The 19,075-nt window shown below is 24.0% G+C and carries 19 protein-coding genes; 11 read left to right on the plus strand and 8 right to left on the minus strand.

Going from position 1 to position 19,075, the window contains the following annotated elements:
• Positions 1-396: 396 nt before the first annotated feature.
• The 4 genes from KQY27_RS04795 to KQY27_RS04810 form a co-directional block, all read right to left on the minus strand.
• Positions 397-1,155, minus strand: coding sequence for a hypothetical protein (locus KQY27_RS04795; protein ID WP_224425441.1), 759 nt, complete (start codon positions 1,153-1,155; stop codon positions 397-399).
• A 14-nt stretch (positions 1,156-1,169) separates the two neighbouring features.
• On the minus strand, positions 1,170-1,730 hold the full coding sequence (gene cbiT / locus KQY27_RS04800; protein ID WP_224425442.1) for a precorrin-6Y C5,15-methyltransferase (decarboxylating) subunit CbiT: 561 nt from the start codon (positions 1,728-1,730) through the stop codon (positions 1,170-1,172).
• A 110-nt stretch (positions 1,731-1,840) separates the two neighbouring features.
• The gene (locus tag KQY27_RS04805; protein WP_224425443.1) at positions 1,841-2,389 is read right to left on the minus strand and encodes a UbiX family flavin prenyltransferase; all 549 of its coding nucleotides are present in this window, start codon (positions 2,387-2,389) and stop codon (positions 1,841-1,843) included.
• A 176-nt stretch (positions 2,390-2,565) separates the two neighbouring features.
• Entirely contained in the window at positions 2,566-3,813 is a 1,248-nt protein-coding gene (locus tag KQY27_RS04810) for an HD domain-containing protein (protein WP_224425444.1), read from the minus strand.
• Positions 3,814-4,315: 502 nt separating this feature from the next.
• On the opposite strand from KQY27_RS04810, the gene KQY27_RS04815 reads away from it, so the two are divergent.
• Complete coding sequence (locus tag KQY27_RS04815) at positions 4,316-4,525, plus strand: TOBE domain-containing protein (protein WP_224425445.1); 210 nt, start codon at positions 4,316-4,318, stop codon at positions 4,523-4,525.
• Positions 4,526-4,591: 66 nt separating this feature from the next.
• On the opposite strand, the gene KQY27_RS04820 is transcribed toward KQY27_RS04815, so the two are convergent.
• Together KQY27_RS04820 and KQY27_RS04825 are read right to left on the minus strand one after the other, a co-directional pair.
• Entirely contained in the window at positions 4,592-5,044 is a 453-nt protein-coding gene (locus KQY27_RS04820) for a molybdenum cofactor biosynthesis protein MoaE (protein ID WP_224425446.1), read from the minus strand.
• A 588-nt stretch (positions 5,045-5,632) separates the two neighbouring features.
• Positions 5,633-6,166, minus strand: a complete 534-nt coding sequence (locus KQY27_RS04825) for a nicotinamide-nucleotide adenylyltransferase (protein ID WP_224425447.1) — start codon at positions 6,164-6,166, stop codon at positions 5,633-5,635.
• A gap of 444 nt (positions 6,167-6,610) precedes the next feature.
• Here KQY27_RS04825 and KQY27_RS04830 point away from each other — a divergent pair, with 444 nt between their 5' ends.
• The 6 genes from KQY27_RS04830 (at position 6,611) to KQY27_RS04855 (ending at position 11,450) form a co-directional block, all read left to right on the plus strand.
• Positions 6,611-8,377 carry an ATP-binding cassette domain-containing protein gene (locus tag KQY27_RS04830; RefSeq protein ID WP_224425448.1) on the plus strand — a complete coding sequence of 589 codons (1,767 nt, stop codon included), beginning with the start codon at positions 6,611-6,613 and terminating at the stop codon, positions 8,375-8,377.
• Between the two features lie 179 nt (positions 8,378-8,556).
• Entirely contained in the window at positions 8,557-8,952 is a 396-nt protein-coding gene (locus KQY27_RS04835) for a universal stress protein (protein WP_224425449.1), read from the plus strand.
• Between the two features lie 469 nt (positions 8,953-9,421).
• Positions 9,422-9,958 (plus strand): AbrB/MazE/SpoVT family DNA-binding domain-containing protein, encoded by a 537-nt coding sequence (locus KQY27_RS04840; protein WP_224425450.1) that lies wholly within the window; start codon positions 9,422-9,424, stop codon positions 9,956-9,958.
• A gap of 323 nt (positions 9,959-10,281) precedes the next feature.
• Positions 10,282-10,443 carry a rubredoxin gene (locus KQY27_RS04845; RefSeq protein WP_224425451.1) on the plus strand — a complete coding sequence of 54 codons (162 nt, stop codon included), beginning with the start codon at positions 10,282-10,284 and terminating at the stop codon, positions 10,441-10,443.
• A 142-nt stretch (positions 10,444-10,585) separates the two neighbouring features.
• Positions 10,586-10,744 carry a rubredoxin gene (gene rd / locus KQY27_RS04850; RefSeq protein WP_224425452.1) on the plus strand — a complete coding sequence of 53 codons (159 nt, stop codon included), beginning with the start codon at positions 10,586-10,588 and terminating at the stop codon, positions 10,742-10,744.
• A gap of 193 nt (positions 10,745-10,937) precedes the next feature.
• The gene (locus KQY27_RS04855; RefSeq protein ID WP_224425453.1) at positions 10,938-11,450 is read left to right on the plus strand and encodes a ferritin; all 513 of its coding nucleotides are present in this window, start codon (positions 10,938-10,940) and stop codon (positions 11,448-11,450) included.
• A 274-nt stretch (positions 11,451-11,724) separates the two neighbouring features.
• Here the strand turns inward: KQY27_RS04855 and KQY27_RS04860 are convergent, their stop codons facing one another.
• The gene (locus KQY27_RS04860) at positions 11,725-11,925 is read right to left on the minus strand and encodes a MoaD/ThiS family protein (RefSeq protein WP_224425454.1); all 201 of its coding nucleotides are present in this window, start codon (positions 11,923-11,925) and stop codon (positions 11,725-11,727) included.
• Positions 11,926-12,041: 116 nt separating this feature from the next.
• The gene (locus tag KQY27_RS04865) at positions 12,042-12,794 is read right to left on the minus strand and encodes a HesA/MoeB/ThiF family protein (protein ID WP_224425455.1); all 753 of its coding nucleotides are present in this window, start codon (positions 12,792-12,794) and stop codon (positions 12,042-12,044) included.
• Between the two features lie 351 nt (positions 12,795-13,145).
• On the opposite strand from KQY27_RS04865, the gene hdrC reads away from it, so the two are divergent.
• The 4 genes from hdrC (at position 13,146) to KQY27_RS04885 (ending at position 18,929) form a co-directional block, all read left to right on the plus strand.
• Positions 13,146-13,733, plus strand: a complete 588-nt coding sequence (gene hdrC / locus KQY27_RS04870) for a ferredoxin:CoB-CoM heterodisulfide reductase subunit HdrC (protein WP_224425456.1) — start codon at positions 13,146-13,148, stop codon at positions 13,731-13,733.
• Between the two features lie 213 nt (positions 13,734-13,946).
• The gene (locus KQY27_RS04875; RefSeq protein WP_224425457.1) at positions 13,947-15,200 is read left to right on the plus strand and encodes a methanogenesis marker 16 metalloprotein; all 1,254 of its coding nucleotides are present in this window, start codon (positions 13,947-13,949) and stop codon (positions 15,198-15,200) included.
• 506 nt (positions 15,201-15,706) lie between these two features.
• Positions 15,707-17,005 carry an O-acetylhomoserine aminocarboxypropyltransferase/cysteine synthase family protein gene (locus KQY27_RS04880; protein WP_224425458.1) on the plus strand — a complete coding sequence of 433 codons (1,299 nt, stop codon included), beginning with the start codon at positions 15,707-15,709 and terminating at the stop codon, positions 17,003-17,005.
• Positions 17,006-17,459: 454 nt separating this feature from the next.
• A complete protein-coding gene (locus KQY27_RS04885) occupies positions 17,460-18,929 on the plus strand; it encodes a homoserine O-acetyltransferase (RefSeq protein WP_224425459.1) in 1,470 nt (489 codons plus the stop codon).
• Positions 18,930-19,075 lie beyond the last annotated feature (146 nt).

A 19,075-nucleotide genomic window follows, 5' to 3' on the forward strand; every position in this document is an offset into this window, starting at 1 on the left:
AATATTTTTATAGTAGTTTTCTTTATTTATATACAATAATTGATATTAAATTAATTGAAATAATATTTTTATAGTAGTTTTCTTTATTTATATACAATAATTGATATTAAATTAATTGAAATAATATTTTTATAGTAGTTTATCATTATAATAAAACTAAATTTATTTTATAATTGATATAAATTGGTAAAAAATTAAGTTAAAATAAGTTAAAATAAATAAATTATAACAGATTAAAATATATTAATAATAAATTTATTATAAAAAAGCTATAATTGATTTAAGTTTAATTGTTATATAATAAAATAAATTGAATATAATTATTAAAATAAATATAAAACAATCATATTCAAATTTGATAATAGTAATAATAAATTACTAAATTATTCAAATAAACTATTCAGTTACATGAATATTAGCTTCTTTATTAAATGGATTTGTACGAACAGCTAAGGATAACATATAAGGATAGTGAACTTTAAGATAATGCAAATAATTAATCCATTCATAAATTAAACTAGAATAAACCCTATCAACATCATTGATTAAATGTATATAATCGGTTTCAGGAATTTTTTCTCCAATGTCTCTTTTTTCAAGTTCTTCATCTAAATGGAAAATTCCTAAAAGAAGAGTCGAAAATGTGTCTTTTTCCATTAAATTCGGGTTTTCAAGTAATCTTATTAAAAATCCTCTTTTTTCTATTAAAAATTGTTGTAAATCAATGAAAAATTCTTGTCTTTCTTCATTGTCTATATGTAAATCAAAATTATAATCGGATTTTCTAAATTTTCTTAAAAATCTTTTAAAATCATTATCTGTCCATGTTTCTATATTATCTAAGACATAATGAATTTTTTCTATATTGAGATCTAATTTACTTGTTTTATTTAAAATTTCTGTACCAACTTCTGAGAAAAATACACTCATAATCATATCCATTTTTTCTAGAATATTCTCTTTCTCTTTTTTATTTATTATTCCTTCTACAATAATAACAACTAAAAGAACATCTAGTGGCATGAATGCTAAATCAATAACTATATAGAATAGTACTTTATCTGGTTCATGGAAATTAAAGTAAGCAAATGTATAAATTGCAAATGATAATAAAAGTAATAAGATTCCTAATTTAATTTTCCAGTTTATTTTCATAATTTTCCCTTTATTTATAACTTTGAGTATATGATAGCTATTGGATTTTCAGCTATCATCATAATTCCTCTTTCAATGATTTTTCCTTTTGAAATATTAGCTTCAATGATATTTGGTTTATAACCTAATTCTTTTAGTTTATTAACAGCTTGAACTTTAGTATCAGCTAGAATTGCATTAATAATTATTCTTCCATTTTGGTTTAGTTTAGAAGAAACTGTTTCTAAAATTTGATCTAAATCTCCACCACTTCCACCAATAATAGCTATGTCTATATTTTCAATGGATTTAACAGCTAAAACTCCATCATTTTCTATTAATTCTACTTTTTTATCCACATCATGTTTTTGAAGATTTTCTAAAGTTAATTTGATTGCTTTAGGGTTTTTATCTATAGCTATTACTTTCTTAGCCCTTTTTGCAAATTCTGTTGCAATTCCACCAGTACCACAACCTATATCAACCACAATATCTTCTGAGGAAACTTCACTTTTACAAAGTAGTAAACACCTTATTTCTTCCTTTGTAGGACCTGGAACTTCATTAGAAGTTATAAATTCAGAATCTTTTATCATTGAATTTCCTCTTTTTATTTTATTAAATTTATAATAAATTAAATTCTATATATTTATTTATTTTTTATTTTTTATCTTTTTATTTTTTTATTATTTTTTTGAAGATTTTGTTATTCCCAACGATTAAATAGATTATTTTCTATATTTAATGAATCTAATATTTTTCCAACTACAAAGTTAACCATATCATCAATATTTTCTGGTTTATGATAAAAAGCAGGCATAGCTGGTAAAATAACTCCTCCTTCTTTAGCTATTTCTAGCATATTTTCAAGATGAATGGATCTAAGGGGAGTTTCACGAGGAACTAGAACAGTTTTTCTTTTCTCTTTTAAAGCTACATCGGCTACTCTTGTTATTGCATTATTTCCATATCCATTAGCTATAGCTGATAATGTTTTCATAGAACAAGGTACAATAACAAGAGATTCGAATTTAAATGATCCACTATTGATAGAGGAAGTTAAGTCATTTGGTTCATAATAATAATCAGATAAATTCTTAATTTCATCTAATTTTATTCCTAATTCATAATCAAAAATTATTTCTGCAGGTTTACTTACTACAACACCAGTTTCTATTTTCAGTTCTTTAAGTGCTTTAAGTAGCTTTAAACTATAAATAACACCACTTGCACCAGTAATAGCTACAATTATCATATTATCATTATTTTTATTATTACTACTATATCATTAATATTTTAATTCATTCATTCAATCATTCATTCAATTGTATTATTTTTATTATTATTATTTTTATTTAATTGTATTATTTTTATTTAAATTAATTCAATTATTTAATGCGGGGTCATTGTTAATTATTAGATTGATAAGTTTTATTCAAAAAGCCTTGATTGTTCCAAATGTACTGTATCAAACTTATTTTCTGATCTTTCTGGAAGGTCTAAATAATCATCTAATTTGAAATTTTTAAACTTATCTTTGTCTTCTTTTGGAATATATAAACAGATGTCTGGATAGTTGAACCTAGCACTCTGTAACGCTTTAACAATACTTGAAATTTCATTTAAGTGAAAAAGTTTGTCTTCAACAGCTACTTGAGTTTTCATTTCATCAAATCTTGGATATTCTGGCATGTTTAGAATTACATAGTTTCGATCAATTCCCATAGATTCACTTATTTCTTCTTCAGATTTTTCAAGAATTTTCTTTTTTATTTCAAATATTTCCTGTGGAGTTTCAAATTCATTTAAACGAATAGAACATACACTTTTTAATAAGTTTCTGTTGTCTAATCTAGTTATTATATCTTTAATAAAAGCATTGTTTTTTGATTCATTCTCATCTACATTTCTACATTTGCAGATAAGATCAGAATCATCATATTTATACATATTTTCACTATTAATAATATTTTCTTCAAAAACACGTTTTAAACATCTTCTAAACATCGCATTGAGAATACGTGTGGTATGGTGTTGGTAAACACTAGGATACATTTGATATCTAGCTACAAGTGCTTCTTCAGCTGCTTGAACTCCTTTTATGTCGAGAATTAAGTATTGTTTAAGTTTGAGATTAGCTATAATTCTATCAACATCGATAACTCCATAAGCTACTCCTGTGTAATGAGAGTCTCTAATTAAGTAATCCATACGATCTACATCTAATTCACCAGAAATTATAGGTCCTAAATGTCCTTTCCCATTAATTATGTCAATAATTTCTTTTGGATCAAATTCTTCAGTAATTATGTCCTTTAAAGAAGTATCTTTAATAACTTTAGCTGTTAGTTCTTCATGTTTAACATCTAAAACAGCTTCGGATACATGTGAAAATGGGCCATGTCCAGCATCATGAAGTAAAGCTGCAATTCTAACTAAATTCTTTTCATAATCAGATAATTCAAGATGATCAGCTAATTTTGAACCTAAAAACATAGTTCCAATTGAATGCTCAAAACGAGAATGATTAGCTCCTGGATAAACTAAGGATATAAATCCTAACTGATTTATTCTTCTCAATCGTTGAATTTGTGGAGAGTCCATTACTTCAACTTCAAATTCACTTAAAGAAAGATTTCCGTGAACACTATCCCGAATAAATTTAGTTGAATCATCCATTTTAACACTTCATTGATTTTTTTAAATTATTTTATTAAAGTTATTTCTATAAACTTATTTTTACTATTTTTCTATTGATTTATTAATTAATAATAAATTTTTATATTAAAATATATTTATTTAAATGAATTGTAATAAGTTTTTCTATAAAGATAAGCATTATACTCTATAATTATTAAATTATATGAAAAATTATATTCAAAATTATATTGTAAATAATAGTGTGAAATGGATACAAAATACGATTAAATACAATAAGATACAATCATAGTATTGAATGCAATAATTGATATTATGTAATAAAATATAAAAATAACATTTATTGATTTGTATTAATTGCTTTATTCGATGTAAAAATTCTTATTTTTATATTTTATTGATGAATTAGTAATATTTATATAATATGAATGATATAATAAAGTATATTAAAATGATTATAGTCATACTATTTTAAATTTCTAAATAATATTTATAATCAAATTTTGAAATTTGGAGGATTAATATGAAACTTAGTGCAAGAAATAAATTAGATGGAACTATTGAAAATGTTGAAATCGGTGCTGTAATGGCTAGCATTAAAATTAAAGTTGAAAAACCTACTGTTATAACTGCTCTAATTACAAAAGAATCTGCAGAAGCTTTAGAACTTAAAAAAGGAGATAAAGTTTCAGCAATTGTTAAATCTACTGAAACAATGGTTGGAAAAGAATAATCTTTTCCTTAATTATTTTTTATTAAATAATTTTTTATATTTTTTAAAACTATTAAAAAAAATTGATTATTTGCCTCCGGCCATAATAATCTTTTTACCAGTATTAGATATTTCTTCTTTTTTGAATTCAATATCATATTTTGTTCTTTCAATAACTTCTTTTAATGCATCAAGAGTTTCATTTCTATGAGGCCCGAGAACTGCAGCTAAAAATAATGGATCTCCTGTATAAAATTCTCCTATAAAATGAACAATAGCTACTTCAAAAACTCCATATTTAATTTTTACACTTTCAGCAATAGTTTCAAGATCTTCAGCTGCTTTTTCTTTATTTGGAGTAGTTAATATCATTTTATCAACTATTTTTTCAGTTTCAGTAATTTTCTCAGTTCCTCTAACAAAACCTTCAAATGTAAAGATAGCTCCAGCTTCATCTACTCTTCTACTTTTCTTTATTGAATCAACAAGATCTTGGATTTTATAATACTCATCATCTTTTTCAACAATTTTTACAACCATAGTTTTTCCCTCATTAATTATTGTTTTCTATTATTCATTAAATATATTATATAATAAATATCATTAATATAATTAAATTATTAAATATTACTTATATTTAATTATTTTTTTATTATATGCTATATTTATAATATATCAATTTTTTATAATATAACTATTGTTATTATTTTTTTTATTATTAATATTTCTTGTTATAATTTTGTATGTTAATATCATAATTATTAATTAAAATAATTTGATATAAAATAACATTAAATATGTATATATTAAATTAAATATGCTATAAAATTCTATAAAATAATTTAAAATATTATAAAATAATATAAAAGTATAATAAATAGTATAAAATATTATAGATTATTATAAAATAAATATAAAACTAGTAAATATGTATAAAATATTGTAAAAATGGTATAGAATATATAAAAATATATAAAACTAGTATAAATTTATAAAATATTGTAAAATAGTATTAGAATATATAAAACTAGTATAAATTTATAAAATATTGTAAAATAGTTAAAATTAAAATAGTAAATAATGATATTTAATAAAAATATCAATAAAATAAATCATTCTTTAAGAAAATTATCTTTCACTATCTTCTTTTTGATTTAAATGTTGGATTCTTTTGATTCCATTTATTTCTTCGATAATTTCAGCAGTTGATTTTGGAACTAGCTTTTTCCAATCTTCATTAGCTAACATTCTCCTTCTAACTTCGGTTCCAGACAATTTTTCACGTTTGAAAAGTGGAGGTTTAGCTACTTCATAATTCTCTTCTTCGAATAATCTCTGAACTAACGGATTTCCACTAAAAATTTTTCCAAAAGGAGGTGTTAACATCTTTATATGGGAAACCCAAACTGCATTCATCTGTATGTCTTGTATTGGGATAATATAATAGCTAGCTGTATCAATATTATTTTCAGCTAATGCTTTTGTGAGCATCATTACCCTTTCTCCAGCTGTAAATGGGTCTGTTGTTGAATGACTTAATTGTGCGCTTCCAATTCCTATTATAAGCTCATCAACTTCCTCAAGTGTCTGTTTTATCACTTGAATATGTCCATGATGAACAGGTTGCATTCTTCCAATTAATAGTCCGCGACTTTCTTTCATTAATATATTATTAAATCTGCTTATTATTAAATTTAGCTATATTTTTTAGTTTTTTGTTAGAAATTTTTTATATATTTTTATATATATTTTTAATATAATTGATATAATATTGTTAATATATTTAGTAATTAGATACAATTTAGATATGATTTAGATATGATTTATTTATGTTTTAAGCAATTTTAGATCTATTTAGTTTTGATTTAGATATGATTTATTTATGTTTTAAGCAATTTTAGATCTATTTAGTTTTGATTTAGGTATGATTTATTTATGTTTTAAGCAATTTTAGATATTCTTAAAAAAATTATAATAAGATATGTATTATGATAAGGTTATATAAATTAAAAAACAATATTAAAAATATTATGTTTATTAGATTAATATATTAATATAATAAATTAAAAATTTACTTCATTATAGGATTTAATCAAGTTGATATTCATGATAAAAGTGGAAAATCTTAGTAAAACTTACAAACTAGATAATGGTGAAGAATTATCTGCATTAAAAAACATTAATCTTGAAGTTAATCAAGGAGAGATACTTGGTATCATTGGGATGAGTGGATCTGGAAAAACTAGTCTTCTTAGAATACTTCGAGGGGTTGAAAAATTTGATGAAGGTAAAGTAACTCTTGATGATATTGAAGTTTCTCATGATTCAAGCCAATATTATTATAATAAACTCAGAACTGCTACAGCTATTCATCTTCAAAGATCATTTGGTTTATGGCCAGAAACAGCTATTAATAATGTTATAAGAAAACTTTATGGTGTTAAATATGGTGATGAAGCGGATATTAATTTAGAATCTGCAGAAGCTCAGTATGGTGAAGAAGCTATGGAGATTTTAAGAATAGTTGGTCTTGAAGATAAGGCAGAACATTTTGCTCCAGTTCTAAGTGGTGGTGAAAAACAACGTCTTATAATGGCTAGACAATTAGCTAAAAAACCAAAAGTTTTACTATTAGATGAACCTGCTACTATGGCTTGCCCAAAAACTAAACAAGCTATTCTTGATTCAATTAAGAGGATTAATGAAGATTTGGGCGTGACTGTAGTTTTAGTTTCTCATTTACCTGAAGTTCACAATTATTTAGCTGATAGAGTAATTCTCCTTAAAGATGGTCAAATAGCTGAAGAAGGGGATCCTAAAACTGTTACAGATGATTTCTTGGGGGAATTAGATCCTGAAGTTGAAATGGATTCAACTGTTGATGATTTATCTATTCTTAAAGCTAATAATCTTGAAAAGAAATTTTTCCTTCTTAAAGGTGGAAATGTTCTTGAAATTGAAGATATCAATATTGAAGTAAAAAAACGTGATATTTTAACTATTCTTGGTCCTAGTGGGGCAGGTAAAACTATACTTCTTAGAATGTTAGCGGGTTTAGATTATCCTGAAGAAGGAGAAGTTTATTATTACTTAGATTCTGATGGAGAAGTTGATGATTCTGAACCTAATTCTAATTCTAAATCTAATTCTGATGAAGAAAAAGGTGTTTGGGTAGATCTTGATGAACCTGGTATTAATAGGATGAAAGTTAGAAGAAAAGTAGGTTTTATGTATCAAGAATTTGCACTTCAACATCATTCAACTATAAGGGATCAGTTAGCTACAAAACTTGGATTTAAAAATCAATTTGTTGTAGATGAAGCAAGAAAAAGAGCTAAAGAATTAGAATTAGGTGATGAACTCTTAGATGCTTTATATCAACTTACTGATTTACCTGAAAGTGAAGCAAAATCTCGACTTGAACAAATTGGTCTTCTTCCAGATATTCTTGATGAATTATTCCCTAAATTCCCTGAAAAAGCTGTTAAAGAAGAAGTTAAACCACTATTTGAAGCACTTGATTTACCTCTTGATATTATAAATAGGAAATCATATGAATTGTCTGGTGGTCAAAAAGTTCGAGCTATGTTAGCTTTGGCTTTAGCTTCTAAACCTGAAACTCTTTTTTTAGATGAACCATTTGGTGATTTAGATCCAATCACACTTAGAATTGTTTCAAATTCTATTAAAAAGATAAATAAAGAATTTAATACAACCATTATAATGGTTTCTCATAATATTGATTTCATTAAAGAACTGAGTAAAAGAGCTATTTTCATGGATGAAGGTAAAATAATTGATGATGGCAATCCAGTTAAATTAGCTGATGACTTTGTTGAATTCTGTAAAGCTGATTATTTACTTGATAATTAATATTTGCTTGAATTCTGTAAAGCTGATTATTTACTTGATAATTAATATTTGCTTGAATTCTGTAAAGTTGGTTATTTACTTGATAATTAATGATTATTATTTATAATAAAAACATTATATTTAACTAAAAAATAAATTTTGTCTAAAAAAATATTGTCTAAAAATAAAATGGTGATTAGATGTTTCAAAATATTATGGTGCCTTCTGATGGATCAAAACATTCTGAAAAAGCTGTAGATGCAGCTATTGAAATTGCAAAGAAATTTAACTCAAAAGTTTCTGCAGTTTATATTCTTGATCAGAATTCCAGTTATTCCTATGATACTTTAGAAGATGAAGGTAATGAAATTCTTAGAAAAATTACTGAAAAGGGAAAAAAAGAAGGAGTTATGGTAATTGAACATTTGATTACAGCTGATCCTCTTAGAGATATCAAAATTATAGCTGAAAGAACTCAAGTGGACTCTATTGTTATAACACCCTTAGGAAAAGACAATTCTAAAAATGTATTAATTGGAAGTATAGCTGACAGAATAATCAAAACATTTGATATTCCTGTTGTTTTAGTTAGATAATATAATAATTTTTTATCTTTTATTTTTTTATATTATATTCTAATTTTTATTGAATTGATTTTTATTATATAATAGATTTTTTATTATTAATATTATTTTTATCATTATTTATTTGATTATTTTAATTATATTTTTTTAGATATTTAATTGAATTTTTTATAAAAAGTATTACTAAAAAATTTGATAGAAATTGATATTTTACATTGATCTTTGTTTTTCATTTTTATTTTTTTCTTATTTTATTTTTTATAGTTATATGAGAATAGTTATTTGTAGTTACTTTATTTTATTTTTATTTTTCAACATTATAACTATATATAGTTACTAGTAGTTACTATTTTATTCTTTTTTATAATATTTTTATATATTTTGTAGTTACTAATAGTTATAAATAGCTATTACTAACTATAAATAGAAATCTTTATAAGCAGTAACTACAAATAGTTATAATAATTAATAGTGTGATTATATGAAGGTTATAAAAACATTCAGTGTAAATGTAAATAAAGCAAATAAAAATTCTAGTACTTTAAAAATAACAATACCTAGTGAAATAAGAGATTTTTTAAATATCAAAGAAAAAGACGTTGTGGATTATTCAGTAATAGAAATAGATGGTGAATATATAACAACAATTAAAAAATCTGAAAATTTAGAGGATTTGAAAAAATTAAATCAATCCAAAAAAGACAACTTAGAAACAAAAAGTAATACTATAAATTATGAAAAGGATCAAGATAATAAGGCAATTGAAAACAATAAAAATGAAACACCTGAATATGTAAATAAAAATCAAAAAGTTGAAGAAGAATCTTCAAATGAAAATATTAAAACAGATGATATAAAAGAAATAAAAGAATTCACAAAACAAGAGAAAAATAAACTAAATTGGCTCTGGAAAAGGGAAAGAAATAGAGATATAACAAATAAAGAACTGGATCAGCTTTTAACTCATTATCAAAAATATGATAGTTTCAAGCTATTTTTAAAATCTTTTGAATGGTAAATTTTAATTTTATATTTCATTTTTTAGATTAATTATATATTTTAGTTCATTTTAGCTAATTTATTTTGTTTTATTTTATTTAATTTCAAGTATTTTTCATTATTTCTTGTAAATTTTATATATTTTTATATATTTTTTCTAACTTTATTTCACTATATTCATTAGGTAAATAATTAATCGATTTGTTTATTTATTCATCAGATTTTTTGAATACTAAACATTTTTTCTACTTAAATAATATCAATAATAATAAATATCAGAATATTCATATATAATGGTACAAATTATTCATTAATTATATTTTTTAAATGGAGATTGATTCAATGAGTGGAAGAATGAAATGTAAAGTTTGTGGATATATTTATGATCCAGAAAAAGGCGAATCTAGACAAAACGTTGAACCTGGTACTGAATGGGAAGATGTTCCTGAAAGTTTTAAATGCCCCTCTTGTGGTGCTCCAAAAAGAATGTTTAAACCAGTGTAATCAATTTAATATTTTTTAATTTAATATTTATTTAAATTTAATAAATATTTTAATTTAATAAATATAATAAATCTAAAAAATCTAAAAAAATCTAAATATAATCTTTAATTAAAAGATTTTAATAGAATAAAAAGGTGGAAATATGGATAAATATGTATGTGAAATGTGCGGATATGTATATGACCCAGCTGAAGGCGATCCAGATAATGGAATAGATGCTGGTACTGCTTTTGAAGACTTACCTGATGATTGGGTTTGCCCATTATGTGGTGTTGGAAAAGATCAATTTTCTAAACAATAATAAGTCTAACAAAAATAAATTTAAATAGTATTTAAATTTTAATAATTTTAATTTATTATAAATTTTTTAAATCTAATTTCAATTGAACCATTTTATGAATGGTTTTTATTTTATTTGTTTTATTTTATTTTATTTTTTATTAACTTTAATTAATTCAAGAAAATCACTAATTAACATCTAAGAGGTGTTTTATATGGTAAGCGCAAAAATGGAACAAGCATTAAACAAACAATTAAATGCTGAAATGTATTCTGGATATTTGTATTTAGCTATGTCTGCTTATTTTGAAGATACTGATTTAAGTGGATTTGCTAACTGGATGAGAGTTCAAGCTCAAGAAGAATTATCTCATGGAATGAAATTCTATGATTATATTGTTCAAAGAGGTGCAAGAGTTTCACTTTCTGAAATTGAAAAACCTCAATCTCAATGGGATTCTCCAGTTGATGTATTTGAGCATGTTTTATCCCATGAAAAAGTAGTCTCAGGATTAATCAATGATTTAGTGGATTTAGCTATTGAAGAAAAAGATCACTCTACTAATAATTTCTTACAATGGTTTGTAGCTGAACAAGTTGAAGAAGAAGAATCTGCTAGTGATGCTTTAAGTAAAGTTAAATTAGCTAGTAAAGCTTCTAATGGCTTATTTTTAGTTGATTCTGATTTTGGTTCCAGGGTTTACACCCCAGATACTGCAGATAAATAAATTAATAGCTAGTTTTTAGCTATTTTTATTTTTTATATTTTTTAATTATTTAAAAATCTATATGCTATTTTTTATTTAAATATATTTATCTAGTTTTTATAAAAATAATTTAAAATATTATTGTTTATTAATTGCTTTTTTAAATTAAATTTTAATTAAAAATATGATTAAAGAATATATATTTATATTTGAAAAATAGTTTAATGTAATATATAAATGAAAAATAAATGAGGATAATTAATTTATGAATATAAATTTAAATTAAATAAAAAACTTATCCTCCATAAACTATTTGAATTATATGGATTTCATCTCCTTCTTTTATTAAAGATTCGTCATCAGCTAGTTCTCCATTTCTTTTAACAATAGTTGTTTCAGGATAAACATCTAACTCACTTAGAATATCTTTTATTTTTCTATCTTCTTTGAGATCTTTTTCTTCTTTTTTATTTTCAAAAATTAATGTAAAACTCATATTAAACTCCTCATTTTATATTTTATTTTATATTTTATTTAGCTATTTTTAGCTATTTTTAGGTATTTTTAGGTATTTTTTCTTCATTGATATTATAATTAAATATTATAAAAATATTATAATTCTACAATATTAAATGAAGATAAATCTAATATATTAAATGTTAAAAGTTTTGGGGAATAAGTTACTTCTCCAACACCAGTTATAATTTTAAATGCTTCAAAAGCTTCTAAACATCCTACTATATTAGGATTAGGTCCTATAACTGGAGGAACTCCATAATTCAATCCTTTAATTTTTTCTATTATTTCTTCATTTAATTTTTTGTTAGTAGATGGGAGTTGGAACATTTCTTCATAAGATTTTGTTTCTGGAGTGTAAACACTTACTTGTCCCATAGTACCATGAATAGCACCATGAACATAAGGTATGCCTAATTTTTTAGCAGCTCTACTTATTATAACACGAGTAACTAAATTATCTAATGCATCAATCACTACATCAGAATCTCCAATAACTTCTTCAACATTATCTTCATTTAATTCTTCATTAAATGCTGTAACTTCAACATAAGGATTTATATTTCTTATTCTTTCTTTAGCTGAATAGCTTTTTTCTTTACCTAAAGTATCTAGTCCACTAATTAATTGTCTATTAAGATTTGATAAATCAAATATATCTTTATCAACCAGATTTATCTTACCTACACCCATTCTAGCTAATTGTTCTATTACAGATCCTCCAATACCTCCACAACCAATTACAGCTACTTTAGCATCTTTAAATCTTGATTGTTGACTTTTAGTCACTATACTCATTTGTCGACTTACAATTTCCCAATATCCCATTCCGATGTATCTTGTTGGCATTTAATCACTTTATTTATATTATTTTTTTATTATATTTTAATTTTTTTAATAATTTTTAATTATTTAATATATTTTATATAGAATTATTTAATTTTATATTCAAAATTTAATTTTATATTGAATATTTAATTTTTATATAGAATTATTTGTTTTTATATTTAAAATTTAATTTTATATTGAATATTTATTTTTTATCATAATTTTTATAATTAATATCAATTGTTATATAACGATAGTTATATTTTTATATTATGAAGTAGTTATATATAAATATTTTTATGAAACGTAATTTGTTTTATAAAAATTATAAATATTAAAAATAATTCTTCAAAATATTGGAGTATGAATAAAATGAGTAAAATTAAAGAGGATAAAAGTTCACATAATCTCAATGATATCATCAAAAATGATATAAAAGCACCTAGTGATTTAGGATTGTTAAAATGTGTTCAATGTGGTATGTGTACTTCTGTTTGTCCTGCTGCAGCTCACACAGATTATAATCCTCGAGATTTGGTAAAAAAAGTTTTAGATAATGAAGAAGATATAATTTCAGATGATAAAATATGGCATTGTTTCTATTGTTATAGTTGTCATAGTGTTTGTCCAGTCAATAATAGCCCATGTATCATTAATCAGATTCTCAGACAAAAAGCTATAGATAAAGGAATAGCTAAAGAACATGTAGAACCATTCGTAGCTTATGGTGAAACATTTTTAGAAATTGGAATTGGAGGAATGCCTAAAAAGTTTTTCTTTGATTTAAATCGTGATATTGAAGGATATTTAGATATTAAATCTGAAATTGATAAAACAAGAGAGGAACTGTCATTAGGTCCTATCCAAATGCCAAAAAAATATATTAAAGAAGTTAATGAATTACTTAAAAATTCAAATTTTCAAAAAAGACTTAAAAAATTGAAAGATGATGAAGATTAGCTTGTTTATTGTTAGATTAACCTATTAACTATATAAAGATGAATTTTTATTTATTTACTATTCATGAAAAATATTTATTAAAATTTTATTATAAATAAAAATATAACAATTGTAATATTTATATAATATAAAAATAAACTACTATCTAAAATATTTAAAATATTTGGAAAATTAGATTCAAAAAAATTTAAAGAATTAAGAAAAGGTGATTCTTTGACAAAAAGAAGCTTAGATGATATAAAGAAGAAAATAAAAAATGGTGAAGCAAATATATTCACTGCACAAGAATTAAAAGAAGCAATTAGAGATGAAGAAGATATAAAATTCGAAGATGTTGATGTTGTAACTTGTGGTACTTGTGGAATTATGTCTGGAACTGCAGCTATATTTCATATAGGTGTAGGTGAACCAGGAGTATTTAAAAAAGCTAAAAAAGTATATTTGAATGGAGTTCCAGCTTTTCCAGGGCCATGTCCAAATGAATTATTAGGTTCAATAGATGTTATAGTTTATGGTACAGAACATAGTGTAAAGGATCATGAATATGGTGGAGGATTTTTATTCAAAGATATCCTAGATGGAAAAGAAATCGATGTAGAAGTTGAATCTATTGAAGGTCAAAAATTAGAAACTAGTGTCACTATAGATGAAATTCCACGAGCTCAAATAATTGGAACTCGAATGGCATTTAGAAATTATACTGCTTTCGTTAATCCTGAAAAAGATGTTGTTGGATCAATATTTAATGCAATACCTATGGAAGGAACTTTAGATCAATTCACGTTCTCTGGATGTGGTGATTTAAATCCTCTACAAAATGATTATAATAGAAATGTAATAAAAGAAGGAACTAAAATTTTATTTAATGGAGGTTCTGGTGTAGTCTTAGGTGATGGAACAAGAAGTTCTGATGCAAAACCAAACTTAATGTTAACTGGTGATATGCATAAAATGTCTTCTGAATATATTGGAGGATTTAAAACAGGATCCGGTCCAGAAGTTTATGATTCAGTAGCTATCCCAATCCCAATTCTAAATGAACAAGTATTTAATGATGTTCAAATATTGAATAATGATATTCCACTAGTTATAGCTGATATTCACGGCCGACATTTACCAATAACAGAAACTAGCTATGATAAAGTATGGGATGGACTTGATGAAAGACCAACATTTAAAAGTGAAAATTTCATTAAAGAAGAAAATATAGAAGTTCAAAAATCTTGTCCAACTAATGCAATCAATGATAATGGAACAGTTGACAGAGATAAATGTTTTGGTTGTGGATTATGTGTTTATTTAACTAAAAATGATACATATCAAATGAATTTAGGATCAGTTGATGCAGAAATTAATAATAAAAATTATAATATTCCAATAACCTGCAGACAATCTGACATACAAAGAGCCAAGAAAATCTCTTCTAAACTAAAACAATCAATTGTAGATGAAGAATTTGAATTATAATATCTTTATAATTCTTTAAATTTTCTGATTTGAATTTTTAATTTTTTATGAAACTTTTTATATTTTTTTTATTTTTTCTAATTTTGATTTTTTATTAGACTTTTTATATTTTTTTTATTTTTTCTAATTTTGATTTTTTATTAGACTTTTTATATTTTTTTATTTTTTCTAATTTTGATATTTTTTAATAATTTTAGTAAATTATAATTTTTTATTAAAAAATAAAATAATAAAATAATAATTATAAAAATAATTTTTTTCAGGAACTTCTATAATAAAAATAATTAATAATAGTAATTAATTTATTAAAAATAATAAGAAATTTTAATAGAAAGAATAACAAGATATAATAATTATAATAAATACTCATTATTAATAAGTTAAGCATTATATAAACTATGTTTTAAAAAGTTTATAACTCAACTTTTAATTAATTTAATTAAATTTTATTAAATTTTAAATAAATTTATAATGAATTTATACTTGATTTTTACAAAGGTGTTATAATGTCTAAAGATAATTCAAACAAAAAAAAATATGGAGATAAAACATTAGAAGTTCATGCAGGACATGAAGATCTTGGAAGTTCAAAATCTAGGGCTGTACCTATTTATCAAACAACTGCTTATGTTTTTGATGATGTAGATGATGCTAGAGAGAGATTTGCCCTTGAAAAATTTGATAATATTTATATAAGATTGAACAATCCTACTACTGCAGTATTTGAAGAAAGAGTAGCTGCACTTGAAAGGGGAGCAGCAGGACTTGCTCAATCTTCTGGAGCTGCTGCAATTACATTATCAATCTTAAATATAAGTCTCTTAGGAGATAATATAGTTTCAGCTGATAATTTATATGGTGGAACTTTCAATGCTTTTAATTATACACTTCCTAAGTTAGGTAGAACTGTTAAATTTGTTAAATATGATGATTTATCATCTTATGAAGAAGCTATTGATGAAAAAACAAAGGGAATTTTTATTGAATCAATAGGAAATCCTAGATTAGATGTTCCTGATTTTGAAGCTATAGCTGAAATTGCACATAGAAACAATATACCATTAATTGTTGATAATACTACTGGTATAGGATTAGTTAAACCAATAGAACATGGTGCAGATATAGTTGTTCACTCAGCTACTAAATATATTGGAGGTCATGGAAATAGTCTTGGAGGAGTTATTGTTGATTCTGGTAAATTTGATTGGACTAATGGAAAATTTCCAGAATTTAGTGAACCTGAACCAAGTTATCATGGTTTAATATTTAGTGAAGCTTTTGGAGAGATTGCTTTTGCAGTTAAAGCTAGAACTCAATTACTTCGAGATATTGGAACCACTATTAGCCCATTCAACTCATTTCAATTAATTCAAGGTCTTGAAACTTTATCTTTACGAATGAAACAACATAGTGAAAATTCTCTTGAAGTTGCAAAATTCCTTGATTCTCACCCAGATGTAGCTTGGGTTATTTATCCTGGACTTGAAAATGATCCTTCTCATGAATTAGCTACTAAATATCTTAAAAATGGTTATGGTGGATTAGTAGCTTTTGGAATAAAAGGAGGTCTTGAAGAAGGTAAAAAATTCATTAAAAATCTTGAACTTTTATCTCATGTAGCTAATATTGGAGATGCTAGATCTTTAGTTACTCATCCTGCTTCAACTACTCATTCTCAACTTTCCAAAAAAGAATTAGAAGAAGTTGGAATCTCTCAAGACTTCATAAGACTTTCAATTGGTCTTGAAAATGCTGAAGACATTATTGATGATATAGATCAGGCATTAAAAAAAGCAGTTGAATAAATAAAAATTTATTTTTTATTTTTTATTTTAATTTATTTTTTATAATAATTTTATAATTATTTTTTATAATTAATTTATAACTTTTTTATAATTAATTTATAATTATTTTTTTTAAAAATTATGTAATTTTATTATAAATTTAATTTAATTAATTTATAATTTAATTATTCTAATCAATTTAATTTTTTTATTATTTTTATTTGATTATTAAAATTTTAACTATTTCTATAAATCATTATATTTTTGTATTATTTATTTAATAGGTATTATATTATTAATTCAAATCATTATATATTTTCAATTTTTATAATAAATTATATTAATCTAGTAAGTAAATATAAATAAATAATAACAATTATTATAAAATATATAAAAATACAAAATATCATTAATAATAATAATTAAAGAACTGAAAAACATATTAAAATTATAAAACTAAATAGCTGGAATTAAAATGAAAAGAGAATCTGTAGGTATTGTTGAAACAAAATTTTTCAATATTAAAGGGGATTTAAAGTTAGAATCTGGAAAAACTTTGAGTGATGTTACTATTGCTTATGAAACCTATGGTAAATTAAATAAAGAAAAAAATAATGCTATTTTAGTTTGTCATGCTTTATCTGGTGATGCACATGCAGCTGGATGGCATGAAGGTGATAGAAAACCTGGTTGGTGGGAAATATTCATTGGGCCGGGAAAAGCTCTTGATAGTGAAAAATATTTTATAATTTCTTCTAATATTCTTGGTGGATGTAGTGGTTCTACTGGTCCCTCTTCCATAAATCCAGCTACTGGTAAAACTTATAATCTTGATTTTCCAGTCATTACAATCAAAGATATGGTTAAAGCTCAAAAAAAGCTAATTGAAAGTTTAGAGATTAGTGAACTATTGGCTGTTGTTGGAGGTTCAATGGGTGGAATGCAGGTTTTACAATGGGCAGTTTCATATCCTGATATGGTTAAAAAAGCCGTGCCTATAGCTACTACAGCTCACTCATCTCCACAACAAATAGCTTTTAATGAAGTTGGAAGACAAGCTATTATTACAGATCCTAATTGGAACAATGGAGATTATTATGATAAAGAAGTTGGACCTAGAAATGGTCTTGCATTAGCTAGAATGGTTGCACATATCACTTATCTTAGTGATGAATCCATGTATGAAAAATTTGGAAGAGATCTTAAGGATAAAAAAGAAGTTAGCTATGATTTTTCAATGGATTTTCAAGTAGAAAGCTATCTTCATTATCAAGGAGATACATTTGTTAAACGATTTGATGCTAATTCATATCTTTATATAACAAAAGCAATTGATTATTTCGATTTATCTAGTAATGGTTCTTTAATTGAAGGTTTAAAAAATATCAAATCTAAAATTCAAATTATAGCTATTGATTCTGATTGGTTATATCCACCAGATCAATCTAAAGATATTCTTATGGCTTTAAATGCTAATGATATTGAAGTTAGCTATAGTGAATTAAAATCTAGTTATGGTCATGATGCTTTCCTTCTTGAAGGAGGACAACTAAATTATGTTGTATCTAACTTTTTAACAAATACTTTAGTTAAAGATCTCATGAATGTAAATGTCTCAACTATTAAAAAAGATGCAGAAATTAAGGATGCAGCTATGTTAATGATGTCTGAACATGTAACTCATCTTCCAGTTATTACTGATGATAATATGTTACTTGGAATTGTTACAGCATGGGATTTATCTAAATCAATAGCTGTTAATTGTAGTAAACTAAATGATATTATGACTAAAGATGTTAAAACTTGTAAATCTAATGAAACTATTGAAGTAATAGCTACTAAAATGAGAAAATATGATATTTCTTGTTTGCCTGTTGTTAATGATGAATATAAATTAGAAGGCATTATAACCACTGATCAAATTAGTCACTTATTAAGTGATTAAACGGATTATATAAATGATAAAAGCATCTATTTAATTGTATTATTTAAAAAAATCCATTTAATTCAATTATTTAAAAAGAGTCCATATAATTGCATTATTTAAAATTTATATTTTAAACTTTTATTAGCTTTTTATTAATTGATATG

The organism is Methanobrevibacter sp. TMH8 (genome assembly GCF_020148105.1).
Lineage (GTDB): Archaea > Methanobacteriota > Methanobacteria > Methanobacteriales > Methanobacteriaceae > Methanobinarius.